9 protein-coding genes are annotated in these 12,708 nt (G+C 48.7%); all 9 read right to left on the bottom strand.

What is annotated here, in order from left to right:
- Window positions 1–22: 22 nt before the first annotated feature.
- The 9 genes from ftsA to NSB03_RS00930 all read right to left on the bottom strand — a co-directional run bounded on the left by ftsA (window position 23) and on the right by NSB03_RS00930 (window position 12,647).
- Complete coding sequence (ftsA, locus tag NSB03_RS00970) at window positions 23–1,489, bottom strand: cell division protein FtsA (RefSeq protein WP_024986115.1); 1,467 nt, start codon at window positions 1,487–1,489, stop codon at window positions 23–25.
- Between the two features lie 7 nt (window positions 1,490–1,496).
- On the bottom strand, window positions 1,497–2,243 hold the full coding sequence (locus NSB03_RS00965; protein WP_136014262.1) for a cell division protein FtsQ/DivIB: 747 nt from the start codon (window positions 2,241–2,243) through the stop codon (window positions 1,497–1,499).
- A gap of 5 nt (window positions 2,244–2,248) precedes the next feature.
- A complete protein-coding gene (gene murC / locus NSB03_RS00960; protein ID WP_024986116.1) occupies window positions 2,249–3,625 on the bottom strand; it encodes a UDP-N-acetylmuramate--L-alanine ligase in 1,377 nt (458 codons plus the stop codon).
- Window positions 3,626–3,699: 74 nt separating this feature from the next.
- Window positions 3,700–4,821: an undecaprenyldiphospho-muramoylpentapeptide beta-N-acetylglucosaminyltransferase gene (gene murG, locus NSB03_RS00955; RefSeq protein ID WP_257466148.1), complete on the bottom strand. Its 1,122-nt coding sequence runs from the start codon at window positions 4,819–4,821 to the stop codon at window positions 3,700–3,702.
- A 44-nt stretch (window positions 4,822–4,865) separates the two neighbouring features.
- The gene (locus NSB03_RS00950; RefSeq protein ID WP_257466147.1) at window positions 4,866–6,203 is read right to left on the bottom strand and encodes an FtsW/RodA/SpoVE family cell cycle protein; all 1,338 of its coding nucleotides are present in this window, start codon (window positions 6,201–6,203) and stop codon (window positions 4,866–4,868) included.
- A 15-nt stretch (window positions 6,204–6,218) separates the two neighbouring features.
- Complete coding sequence (murD, locus tag NSB03_RS00945) at window positions 6,219–7,553, bottom strand: UDP-N-acetylmuramoyl-L-alanine--D-glutamate ligase (RefSeq protein WP_024986117.1); 1,335 nt, start codon at window positions 7,551–7,553, stop codon at window positions 6,219–6,221.
- 139 nt (window positions 7,554–7,692) lie between these two features.
- A complete protein-coding gene (gene mraY, locus NSB03_RS00940) occupies window positions 7,693–8,961 on the bottom strand; it encodes a phospho-N-acetylmuramoyl-pentapeptide-transferase (RefSeq protein ID WP_121765476.1) in 1,269 nt (422 codons plus the stop codon).
- 77 nt (window positions 8,962–9,038) lie between these two features.
- On the bottom strand, window positions 9,039–10,487 hold the full coding sequence (locus tag NSB03_RS00935) for a UDP-N-acetylmuramoyl-L-alanyl-D-glutamate--2,6-diaminopimelate ligase (protein WP_024986118.1): 1,449 nt from the start codon (window positions 10,485–10,487) through the stop codon (window positions 9,039–9,041).
- 30 nt (window positions 10,488–10,517) lie between these two features.
- Window positions 10,518–12,647 carry a PASTA domain-containing penicillin-binding protein gene (locus tag NSB03_RS00930; protein ID WP_121765474.1) on the bottom strand — a complete coding sequence of 710 codons (2,130 nt, stop codon included), beginning with the start codon at window positions 12,645–12,647 and terminating at the stop codon, window positions 10,518–10,520.
- Window positions 12,648–12,708: the final 61 nt, after the last annotated feature.

Genomic DNA, 12,708 nt, shown 5'->3' with positions numbered 1-12,708 from the left:
CACACTGTGTTTAGAGAAGAAATTAACTCATTTTGTCATTCTCATCTTCGCTGAAGATATTGGTCATTTCTTCAATGGTTTTCTTTACTTTGATCTTAAACCAACTGGGTTCTGCTTCTTTTTTTCGTTTTCGTTCTTCCTTTTCTTTCTGCTTTCGGTTCCTTTCTGCTTCTTGGGAAGCTAACTTGGCTTTACGTTCTTCTTCCTCCTTCTTGAGACGGGCAAGGCGGGCCTGCTCTTTCAGTTCCTGGTCGTCCTCGAACATATCTACTGTTTTGTGGATTTCCGGTTCCGGTTTCGAAGTGGCAGAAGTCGATGCAGGTTGCGGAGCGGTTTCTGTCAGGCAACAGTTCTGGTTCCCTTCGAACAAGAGTCCGAAGAGGGTGTTCTGCGAACCGTCTTTCTTCAGGATATTGCTCGGAGCATGGACGGTGTTACGCGGAAGTTTCGCCATCCGTATTTTCTCTATTTTGCTGCGTTTACGTAGCATTTCGTCAAGGCTTTTCAGGTTGGCGGCTCCTCCTGTCAGGATGATTCCTGCCAGCAGTTTATCCTCGAAGCCGGATAGCTGTACCTGATTCCATACGTTGGCGATGATTTCTTCGGCACGGGCTTCGATGATGTTATTGAGGTCGGTTACTTTGATGGTACGGCTGTCGTCGTCCAGTTTGCAGGTAGTTTCTTCCTGTTCCGGGTCTTCTTCGTAGAGGGCGTCACCGTAGGCTTTCTTTAGGCGTTCGGCTTCTTCCTCCTCCATTTGCAGGGTGGTGATGTCGCGGGTGATGCTGTTGCCACCCAGCGGTAGTACAGTCAGGAAGCGGAGAATGTTGTTCTTGTAGACGGAGATAGTGGTCGTGTCCGCTCCGAAGTCAATCAGTGCGCAACCCGAACGGCGTTCGCTTTCCGTCAGTACGGCGTTGGCCGTAACGAGCGGGGCAATCAGTTGGTCGGCAATGTCTATTTTAGCTTGTTGGAAGCAGTGCTCCAGGTTCTTGCGTACAGAAGCGCGGGCTACGATATTGAGGAAACGGCCTTCGATATGGCTTCCTACCAGACCCACCGGATTGGCTTGCAGGTTGTTGCCTACCTTATACTCTTGGGGGGCTACATCCAGTATGTCCATATCGACCACCGGGATGGCGATGTTCTCGTCACCGATGGCGCTTACGAGCTCTTCCGATATGATAGCTTCATCTTCCAAATCGCGGCTTACCACGTTGCGGACTGTGCGAAGTGACTGTCCGCCGATACCTACATATACTTTGGCGATTGAGTTTTTCAACTCACCTTCCAGTCTGTTGATGATAGAAGTCAAGCTTTGTGCCGTTTTGTCCAGGTTGAATATCACTCCTTTACGGATAAACGTAGAAGAGTCTTCCTGGGCATATGCCAATATCTGCATGCTTCCGTCACTGTTCTTTTTTCCGGCCACACCGGTTATCTTCGATGAACCAAGTTCAATAGCGGCGATAAATTCTGTTGTTGCCATATCCTTTTTATTTATTATTTTCTCGTTTCGTACAGATAATCTGGTTGCTGAACTCGAGGTTGATGCGTGAATACTTGTTCCAGCCTACCTGGTTGAGTCCTTTCTTATAGAATTCTTTCAGGCGTGCCAGTTTGTTTTCAAAATTGTCCAGTTTGCCGAGATAGATAAGGTGGTCGCCCACACGTGGCACTAATTCGATGTTGCGGTCGGGTAACACGTGAATTTGCTCTATCTGCGCATCCCAGAACTTATTATTATGCAAAAATACACCAAACTTATATAAATCCTTCATTGCAAATGATTTTTCTACGTTTCCGGTGACAATTACCCGGTGGGCGACGCATTTTGCCTCCGGCGGCATGACGGTTCCTTTGTTGTCGAGATAGTAATTCCCACCGTTGGCGTCCATCACCCGCAAGATAGGGATACGCTGAGTCACTTCCACGCAGATTTTGCCGCTGGGGGTCTTGTAGCATTCTGCCTCGTCAATCAGCGGATGCTTGCCCAGCTCGCGTTCCAGCGACTTGGTGGAGATGCGTTCCATCTTTTTCCCGATGGGGTAGATGCCTTTTTTCTGAAGGATACCTTTCAGTTCGTCCTTGGTGATGAAGCCGGCGTAAGCGGTATCCTTGATGACTAATTCCAGGTCACGGCAGGTCTGGTCGGCAGGCTTGCGGTTGAAGGCGCTGACAGCTACGACAAGGTAGGCTATGAGCACCAACATGACAATGGACAGAAGGATTCTCTTTACCATAAGCTTTATCGGTTTTCGAGGATTTTACATATTTCGGGGACATAGTTGTCGATGTCTCCGGCTCCCAAAGTTATTAATACTTCAATGTTTTTATCTTTCAGAATGTTCGGTATATCTTCCTTTTTACACATACTTTTTTCGATGCCGGGGCGTAGATTGTCATATATCAACTCGCTTGTGACGCCGGGAATCGGTGCTTCGCGTGCCGGATAGATGTCTACAAGGATTATTTCATCGAGCAGCGACAGGCTGTCGGCAAAGTCTTGGTAGAAGTCGCGCGTACGGGTGTAGAGGTGCGGCTGGAAGATGGCTGTGATTTTCTTGTCTTTATAGAGTTCGCGCATAGACAGCACGCTCTGTTTGATTTCAGAGGGGTGGTGTGCGTAATCACTCAGGAAGACAACACGCTCGTTCTTGATTTTGAAGTCGAACCGACGGTCTACTCCGCGGAAGCTTGCCATGCCTCTTTTTATCTCTTCGGCAGTCACTCCGTTCAGGTGTGCCAATGCCATGGCGGCTACGCTGTTTTCTATGTTGATGCTTACCGGGACTCCCAGTTGGATGTCATTGATGCGGGTGTCCGGAGCTACAAAGTCGATGAATATCTCTCCGTTGCCGATGCGGATGTTCTCTGCGTGGAAGTCTCCTTCGTCACGTGAGTAGGTGTAGACACGTACGCCGGGCTGCACTTTCGGTTGCAGGGAGATGCCTTTGCGGATTATCAATGCACCGCCCGGTTGGATAAGGGTGGTGTAGTGCTCGAAACTTTCGAGGTAGGCTTCCGCTGTTCCGTAGATATCGAGGTGGTCGGGGTCTGTCGAGGTGATGACGGAAATATAGGGCGACAACCAGTGGAAGGAGCGGTCGAACTCGTCGGCTTCGATGACCGTGTAGGGGCTTTGCTGGGAAAGCAGCAGGTTGGTTCCGTAGTTCTTAGAGATTCCTCCGAGGAAGGCGGTACATTCCACATGTGACTGATGGAGCAGGTGGGCGGTCATGGTGGAAGTGGTGGTCTTGCCATGAGTGCCAGCCACGCATAGTCCTTTGCTTGAACGGGTAATCGTGCCCAATACTTGCGCACGTTTCTGTATTTCGAATCCGTTGTTGCGGAAATAGACTAATTCTTCGTGTTCCTGCGGAACGGCGGGTGTGAATATGACGAGAGTGCTTTCCTTGTCCTTGCAGGCCTCGGGAATCAGGTCGACATTTTCTTCGTAATGTATTTGCGCGCCTTCAGCAATTAGGGTTTCAGTCAATGAAGTAGGGGTACGGTCGTATCCTGCCACTACTTTTCCTTTGAAGAGGAAGTAACGGACGAGCGCACTCATGCCGATGCCGCCGGCACCTACGAAGTAGACTGATTTTATTGTTTCGATATTCATTTCTTTAGTTGCTAAATATATTCTCTAATCTATGTTTGTAATATGTTAACCGGTAGTCTCTAATGACAGAGAGGTTAATCGGCTGCTGATACAGCCAGTTTTATTACCTCCTGTGCAATGATTTTCGCAGAGTCGGGCAAAGCCAGCTTGGCAATATTCTTGCTTAATTCTTCAAGTTTCTGTCCGTCGTTGATGGTGGACAGGGCTATGTCCATCAGGGCGCTTTCCGCTTCGCTGTCTTTGACGCAGATAGCTGCCTGCTTGTCTACCAGGGCCAGTGCATTCTTGGTCTGGTGGTCTTCTGCCACATTGGGCGAAGGCACTAAGACAACCGGTTTATGCAAAAGGCAGAACTCAGAGATGGAACCGGCTCCTGCACGGGAGATAACGAGGTCGGCGGCGGCATAGGCTGCTGCCATATCCTTGATAAAATCCGTTACATACAGGTTCGGAAGTTCTCCTGCCGCTTTCACGGCTTCGGTCACCTGCGGGTAATAGTATTTTCCTGTTTGCCAGATGAATTGCACGTCGCTGTTGGCTTTGATAGCCGATAGTCTGGCTGTCAATGTATTGTTGATGGTACGTGCTCCCAAGCTGCCGCCTACGATGAGGATTGTTTTCTTGTCCGGTTGCAGGTTGAAGGAACGCAGTGCGTCTTCCTTGTCCGGCATCGCCTTTGTCAGATTCTGCCGTACCGGATTTCCCGTCATGATAATCTTATCAGCAGGGAAGAACTTTTCCATTCCGTCATAGGCAACGCAAATCTTCCGGGCTTTCTGTGCCAGTAGCTTGTTTGTTACTCCGGCATACGAGTTCTGTTCCTGTATCAGGGTCGGGATGCCCATCATTCCGGCAGTCTTTAGGGTAGGGCCGCTGGCATAGCCGCCTACGCCTACCGCCACCTGCGGGCGGAAGTTCTTGATGATGCTGCGTGCTTTCCACTGGCTGCACAACAGTTTTATTACTACCGATACATTCTTCCATAAATGCTTGCGGTCGAAACCGGCTATCGGCAGACCGATAATCTGATAGCCTGCATCGGGAACCCGTTGCATTTCCATACGTCCTTCGGCACCTATAAAAAGTATTTTGGCGTCGGGACGCAGTTCCATTATAGCGTTCGCAATGGAGACGGCGGGAAAAATGTGTCCTCCCGTACCTCCACCACTGATAATAATTCTAAGTTCTTTTTCCATTCCAATCCTTTTTTTCTATCCGTTGTCCGCCTTTTCCGATGCGCTCATCGTTCATCAACAGTTCTTGTTAAATAATCATTCTCGTCCTCGAACTTGGCATCGTTGTTCAGAATCTGGGCAGTCGGTTCGGCGGCAGTTTGTGCTTCAGAATAGGCTGCCGCATCTGTTGTTATCTGCAACTGAATCTGTGCGTCATGTTCTTTCAGTTCTTCCAGATGAGCGGTATATCGGCTTACGCTCAATATCATTCCGATATAGGCGCAGTTGATTAATGTGCTTGTTCCTCCCTTGCTGACCAAAGGCAACGGTTGTCCCGTGACGGGGAACAGCCCGACGGCAACCATCATATTCAGTATCGCCTGCGATACCAGTAGCAAGGCAATGCCCATGACGAGGAAAGCGGGGAAAGTCCGGTCGCATTTCTGCGCGATTTTTCCGGCGCGCATCAATAGCCATAGGTAAAGGAATACGACGAAGACACCCCCTATTAGTCCCATTTCCTCGATGACAATGGCAAAGATAAAGTCGGAGAATGCCTGGCTGAGGAAGTCACGCTGTATGGAGTTGCCCGGTCCCTTGCCGACCACGTTGCTGGTGGCGATGGCGATGCGGGCATGCGCAATCTGCGCATCTTTATCAATATCGAACTTGGCGGCGGGTACTTCTTCTTTCTTGAAGAAACCGGAAACACGGTTCTGCCAGGTCTCGAAGCGGTGAAGACCAGGGGTGTTGTGCAGTGTTTTTGCGGGGATGGCCATCAGTATTCCTACGGCTACTCCGCCTACAAGTGCCAGTATCCCCAACATGCCGAACAGTTTTTTTGAAGATACCCGTCCGATGAACATCATCATGCATACTACTCCGAACAGTAGCATCGCTGTCGAAAGGTTTTCCGGCGCAATGAGCAGAAATACCAGTCCGGTGAGAATCATGATATATTTAAAGGCATTCGGGTTGGCACCATATTCGTCCTGCCGTTTGGACAGGATGAAAGAGACGGCGATGATGATTGCCATCTTAGCCAGTTCCGAGGGCTGGAACTGTAGTCCCATAAAGCTCATCCAGCGGGCTGCCCCGTTGACGCGGTCGCCTGTGATGATACCCATCAATGTGACGAATGCAAGCAGCACCAAGGATATAGGATACAGGAAGACCGGAAATACCTGGAACCATTTGTAGGGTACGTTGTGCAGGAATACCACCACTACGGCACCCACCATCAGGATGATGGAGTGCTGCGTAATCGGTCCCCAGTGGTCGCCGCTTTTGTAAGTCAGTGTCGATGCTGCCGAGAATACCTCGACAATCGAGATGAGGCAGAGACAGAGGAAGATAATCCAGATTACCTTGTCGCCTTTGAATATGTTCTTTAATAAATCCACTTTACTAAACGTTGTTTAAAGTTCTCTTACACATTCTTTGAACTGGTCGCCACGGTCTTCGTAGCTCTTGAAGAGGTCGAAGGAAGCGCAGCAGGGGCTTAATAATACGGTTTCTCCTTTCTTAGCCAGTTTGTAGGCGGCTTCTACGGCATCTTTCATGCCGGTTTGCACGTCTGCTACGGGCAGGCCGAGGCGGTCGAAGAATTCGTGAAGTTTCTCGTTATGCAGCCCCAGGTATACGAGTGCCGAACACTTCTCGCGTACCAAATCTTCTATTTCCGTATAATCGTTTCCCTTATCTTTGCCGCCGAGAATCAATACCGTTTTGGTGGTCATGCTTTGCAGGGCATACCAGCAGGAGTTGACATTCGTGGCTTTCGAGTCGTTGATAAAGTCAATTCCGCGGACACGCGCCACCTTTTCCAGACGGTGCTCCACTCCCTTGAAGTCGGAGAGGGCTTTGCGGATATTCTCTTTGGCGATACCTGCCAGGTTGGCCGAGATGCCGGCTGCCAGGGAGTTGTATAAGTTATGTTGTCCAGTCAGAGCCAGTTCTTCCTGCTCCATGTTGAAGGCAATCGGTTCGGTGATTTTCACTTCGTGGTCTTCAACGTAGGCGATGGCTCCGTCTTCTTTCACTGCGGCGAAAGGATACAGATGGGCTTTCAGGCCATGTTTCGCCAGTTCGCGTTTGATGATAGGGTCGTCGTTCCAGAAGATGAAGGCATCGTCCGGAGTTTGATTCCGGGTGATGCGGAATTTTGCGTCGATGTAATTCTGCATGCAGTGGTCGTAACGGTCGAGGTGGTCCGGAGTGATGTTCATCAATACGGCGATGTTCGCACGGAAGTTGTACATATTGTCCAACTGGAAAGAACTCAGTTCGATGATGTAATAATCATGGTAGTCCTCGGCCACCTGCAGAGCAAGGCTTTTGCCGATGTTGCCTGCCAGACCTACGTTCAGACCTGCACTTTTGAAGATATGGTAAATCAGGGAAGTCGTGGTTGTCTTCCCGTTCGAGCCGGTGATACAAATCATCTTGGCGTTCGTATAGCGTCCGGCAAACTCAATCTCTGATATGACCGGAGTACCTTGAGCTTTCAGTTTCAGGATGAGCGGGGCGTCATTCGGGATACCAGGGCTTTTGATAACCTCGTCGGCATTCAGAATGAGTTCTTCGGTGTGGTGTCCTTCTTCCCAGGCGATGTTGTAGCTGTCGAGAAGTTTCTTGTACTTGTCCTTGATAGCGGACATGTCCGAAACAAATGTCTCAAATCCTTTGACTTTTGCGAGTACGGCTGCACCTGCGCCGCTTTCGCCAGCTCCTAAAATTACTATTCTTTTCATCTACAATAATGTGCTCTTGTTTTCAATATGCTGAATTGCTTTATTGGTTGTGCACATTCTTTAAAAGTTAATAATCGGGTTAATATTCTCTATAAAAACTTGGCTTCCGAATGGAAACCCGGCTCCGGCACCTTGCCGGCTATCTTATCTTTAGCGTTATAATTGTTATGGCTGCCAGAACAATCGTTACAATCCAGAAGCGGACGGTAATTTTTGATTCGTGAAACAGTTGGTCGGGTTTGGTGAACTTGACTGTGCAGCCAGGTTCTATCAGGTTCATGGAAGTGCGGAAGTGGTCGTGAATCGGGGTTCGTTTGAACAACCGTTGTTTCACTCCTTTCCGCTTGCCTGCCTTATAGTAAGCCCGTTGCAGGATGACCGACAGGTTTTCCACGAGGAATACACCGCAAAGAATCGGTATCAACAGCTCTTTGTGGATGATAATGGCGAATACGGCGATGATGCCGCCTATTGTCAGACTGCCGGTGTCGCCCATGAATACTTGTGCCGGATAGGCATTATACCAAAGGAAACCGATAAGTGCACCGATGAAGGCACAGATATAGATTACCAGTTCTTCCGAGCCGGGGATATACATGATGTTCAGATAACTCGCAAACTCGATATGCGACGAAACGTAGGCCAATATGCCTAGCGTAGCTCCGATGATGGCGGAATTTCCTGCTGCCATTCCGTCCATTCCATCGTTCAGGTTGGCACCATTGGATACGGCGGTAACCACAAAGATGGTGATGATGACGAACAGTATCCATCCGGCTGCCTGTGTGTACTCACCCATGAAAGAGACCAGATCGGCATAGTCAAGGTTGTTGCTCTTGAAGAAAGGAATGGTAGTCTGGGTCGATTTCAAGTCGTTTGTCCCATGTATCACTTCCATTTCCTGTCCCGGAGTATGTACTTCGATATTTTCGCGGATTACCACATCCGGGCTTAGATATAAAGTAAGCCCGACAATTAATCCCAGACCTACCTGTCCGATGATTTTGAACTTGCCGTGCAATCCTTCCTTGTCTTTCTTGAAGATTTTTATATAGTCGTCGGCAAATCCGAGTGAGCCCAGCCATATGGTGGTTATCAGCATCAATATCATATATATGTTTTCCAGCTTGCCCAATAATAGGCAGGGGATGAGAATGGCTATAATAATAATGACACCGCCCATGCTCGGCACACCTACCTTGTTGACACCGAACGGGTCAATCTTCGAGTCACGCTGCGTTTCCGTTATTTGCTTCTTCTTCAGCAGGTTGATAAATCTGTCTCCCCATATACTTGAAATAAGCAATGCGAAGATGACAGCCATCAAAGCACGGAATGAGGTGTAACCAAACATTCCCGCTCCGGGAAAATTGAGCTTTTGCAGCCATTCAAACAGATAATATAGCATGATGAAATTTACTGTTTTACGATTTACTATTTTACGATTTACAATTTACGATTTTACAATTTACTATGCAGACGACGTTATTGGAATACCTCTTTGAGTACTTCCTTGTCGTCGAAGTGATGTTTCACGCCTTTTATCTCCTGGTAATTCTCGTGTCCTTTTCCGGCAACGAGTATTACGTCTCCTTTTTCTGCCAGCATACAAGCCGTGCGGATTGCTTCCTTACGGTCGGCAATGCTTAGTGTCTTCTTCATATCCTCGGCATCCAGTCCTGCCAGCATATCATTGATAATATCCTGCGGTTCTTCAAAACGGGGATTGTCGGAAGTGATGATAACTCGGTCACTGGCTTTGGCTGCTTCTTTCGCCATGATGGGGCGTTTCCCTTTGTCGCGGTTGCCGCCTGCACCTACCACGGTGATGACTTTTCCTTTTCCTTCGAGCACTCCGTGGATAGCGTTCAACACGTTGATAAGCGCATCCGGAGTGTGGGCATAGTCCACAATCGCCGTAATGCCTTTTGGCGAACGGATAGCGTCAAAGCGTCCCGCCACCGGATGAAGTGTACTGAGAGCGACAAGCACCTCTTCTTCTTTCTTGCCAAGCAGGACGGCAGCCCCGAACACTGCCAATAGATTGGAAGCATTGAATTTGCCTATAAACTGGACAGCCAGCTCGTGGTTATTGAAATCAAGCAGCATTCCTTCGAAATGGGATTCCAACACCCGACCTTTAAAATCGCTGAGGCTTCTCAATGAATAAGTATATACTTTGGCATGTGTGTTCTGTGTCATTACCAGTCCGTTCTTGTCGTCGAGGTTGGTAAGAGAGAATGCATTCTTCGGCATATCGTCGAAGAATTTCTTCTTGGCCTTCAGATAATTCTCTACTGTCTTGTGGTAATCGAGATGGTCACGGGTGAGATTGGTGAAGATACCCCCCGCGAATTTCAGTCCGCTGATACGTTTCTGTGCAATCGAGTGGGAGCTGACTTCCATGAACACATATTTGCATCCTTCATCCGCCATCCGTCCCAACAAGCGGTTCAGCGTGATGGGGTCGGGCGTAGTATGTTCTGTCGGGACAGCTTCATCGTCGATATAGTTGCAAACGGTAGAGATAAGCCCCACCTTATATCCGAAGTAACGGAATGTATTATATAATAAGGTGGCGATAGTTGTCTTGCCGTTTGTTCCGGTGACACCGACCAGTTCGAGCTTGGAAGTCGGGTCTCCATAGAATGTAGTGGCGATTTTACCTGTCGCATCTTCGCTGTCTTTTACCTGGACATAAGTAACCCCTGCCACAGGCTCTTCCGGCATATCCTCGCAAAGGATGGCAGCAGCTCCTTTTTTGATGGCAGCAGGTATATAGGCATGGCCGTCGGCTTGTGTGCCGCGTATAGCCATGAATAGTTGACCGGCTTCTACTAAACGGGAATCAATGTTGATTCCGGTGATTTCTATGTCTGAATCCCCGGTTATCCGTACCGGTTGAATTGCTTTCAGTAACTTGTTTAGCAACATAGTCTCTTTTTTAAATACTTGATTTTACTTTTAATGCATGGAAAGGGTAATCGTCTGCCCCTTCTTTACTATCGTTCCGTTGGCTATCGACTGGCTTTTCACCTTGCCGACCCCAACCAAATGTACTTTTAATCCTTTACTCTCCAGCAGGTACACGGCATCTTTCGCCCCCATGCCTATAACGCTCGGCACGAAATTCTGCATATTGCTCCGGCTTTCGAGAACTACCGCCTGGGGGGCCGAATGGGTATTCCCCCACACCTCTTTTCCCGTGTCGGCTATTTTGCCCTGAACCTGAATATTCAGTTCTTCCAGCACCCGTTGTGTTTCCCTCATTTCTCCCGCTTTTACATTGGGAATGACTACGGAATTCGTGTCAATCGCGTTGGTAAGAGGCAAACGCAGGTCTTTGGCGTACACCCTTTCGGCGATTTTGCTGAATACGCTGCCTGCCATCAGACCACCTGATGCCGGCAAGCCCGGTTTCTGAATGGAAACAATCATACTATATTTGGGCGCTTCCGACGGGAAATAACCGCAGAAACTAACAAGATAGTTTGTTCTTCCTGTCTTGTATCCGGCCGCTCCCTGTGAAATCTGTGCCGTTCCGGTCTTACCCGAAACGTGGAATTGCTTGCTACCCGCGGGTTTGGCAAGTCCTTCGCCTACCACTTTCCGTAGAATCTCACGGATTTGTGTCAATGTCTTGTCCGAACAAATCTTCGGATTAATAACTTCTGTCGGATACTCTTTCACTATTTCCCCGTCTTTCACCGCAGCTTTTACGAATTTCGGACGTACCGTCACCCCATTATTCGCTATTCCATTATAGAATGTAAGAATATTAATCGGCGGGACTTGCGTCTCATAACCGATACTCATCCATGGCAGGGCGGTTTTGGAGAAATAACTTCTCTCTTTCGGACCGCGAATGTTCGGCTTGCCTTCTCCCGCAATTTGCAGGTGAAGAGGCTGGTCGATGCTCATACGTCTCAATCCATCGATGAACTTCTGCGGGTTGCTGCCGTAGAAATGGTCTATAATATAAGATGTACCGACATTGGAAGACACTTCCAAAATCTCGGTAACCGTTAATTTTCCGTATCCTCCGCGATGCCAGTTGTGGTCTTTCATCACACGGCCGTGCATCGGCATTTGCCCGTTGCCGGTATCCACTACATAGTCCGGAGTGATTTTCCCGTCTTCGAGGGCCACCATAATAGAAGCCGTCTTGAAAGTTGACCCCGGTTCGAGCATATCGCTGATGGCATTATTGCGCATCTCGTAATACCCACCGTCTTTGCCCTGCATCATATTAACGATGGCTTTCACTTCTCCGGTAGCCACCTCCATCAATACAACGACCCCCACGCTGGCATTCAGTTCTTTTAGCTTGTCTACCAGTGCTTTCTCGCAAATATCCTGCATGCCTACGTCGATGGTAGATATGAGGTCGCAACCGTCAACCGGCGGCACATCTACGATGTTCAGGTATTTGTTCATCACTTTCTGGCGGTGGGTCAATCCGTCCCGTCCTTTCAGAATCGTATCGAAGGCAAGTTCGATACCGTTTCTCGCTCCTTTCGCGGTGTCGGCATACACATCGCCTAGCGTACGCGCCGCCAGCGAACCGAAAGGCTTCTTCCGTTGGTTGTAAGCCAGTTCCTTGAATCCCCCTTTGTAGCGGTTCAAGCAGAAGACCGGCAATCTCTTTACCTCTTTATATTGTATATAAGAGATGCGTTTCGGATAAATCAGGTAATTGCGGCTTTTCGCCTGGCGTCCTTTCTTCAGATGTGCCTTGAATTGGGCTACGCTCTTATCCGGGAATATCTTATGAAGTCCGATGCAGATTGAATCCATGTTGGCGGTAAGGATGGAATCCCGTCGTGCCTGGTCTTTCTTTCTGCGTTTTTCGTCCTTTTCACCGGACATAAAGTCCATATATATCCTGTATTCGGGCAGGGAGCTAGCCATCAGTTTGCCGTCGGAAGAGATAATGTTTCCGCGGTTGGGTTTCACCGTCACATTTTCCTTTACGAAACGGTCGGCCACGTCCTGCCAATACTGGCGGTCGGCAAACATGGTGATGCCTGCCTTCACGACAATTGCCACGCCTGTCAACGCCATCAGGAGGATGACGAAGAAATAACGGGTCATTATATTTTTTTTGTTAACTGCCACAGTGCTTGTCTTTTAAAAACTCTCTGCTCTCAATTTT

It is taken from the genome of Bacteroides acidifaciens (assembly GCF_024623065.1).
Taxonomy (GTDB): Bacteria; Bacteroidota; Bacteroidia; order Bacteroidales; family Bacteroidaceae; genus Bacteroides; species Bacteroides acidifaciens.
Note: the sequence above shows the minus strand (reverse complement) of the source record. Positions and strands in the feature narration are given on the sequence as shown.

Bases quoted from the DNA above. Each gene is read 5' to 3' on its own strand.
- murG (WP_257466148.1), bottom strand. From the start codon at position 4,821: ATGGAAAAAGAACTTAGAATTATTATCAGTGGTGGAGGTACGGGAGGA.
- mraY (WP_121765476.1), bottom strand. From the start codon at position 8,961: ATGCTATATTATCTGTTTGAATGGCTGCAAAAGCTCAATTTTCCCGGA.
- ftsA (WP_024986115.1), bottom strand. From the start codon at position 1,489: ATGGCAACAACAGAATTTATCGCCGCTATTGAACTTGGTTCATCGAAG.
- NSB03_RS00935 (WP_024986118.1), bottom strand. From the start codon at position 10,487: ATGTTGCTAAACAAGTTACTGAAAGCAATTCAACCGGTACGGATAACC.
- NSB03_RS00930 (WP_121765474.1), bottom strand. From the start codon at position 12,647: ATGACCCGTTATTTCTTCGTCATCCTCCTGATGGCGTTGACAGGCGTG.
- murD (WP_024986117.1), bottom strand. From the start codon at position 7,553: ATGAAAAGAATAGTAATTTTAGGAGCTGGCGAAAGCGGCGCAGGTGCA.
- murC (WP_024986116.1), bottom strand. From the start codon at position 3,625: ATGAATATCGAAACAATAAAATCAGTCTACTTCGTAGGTGCCGGCGGC.
- NSB03_RS00965 (WP_136014262.1), bottom strand. From the start codon at position 2,243: ATGGTAAAGAGAATCCTTCTGTCCATTGTCATGTTGGTGCTCATAGCC.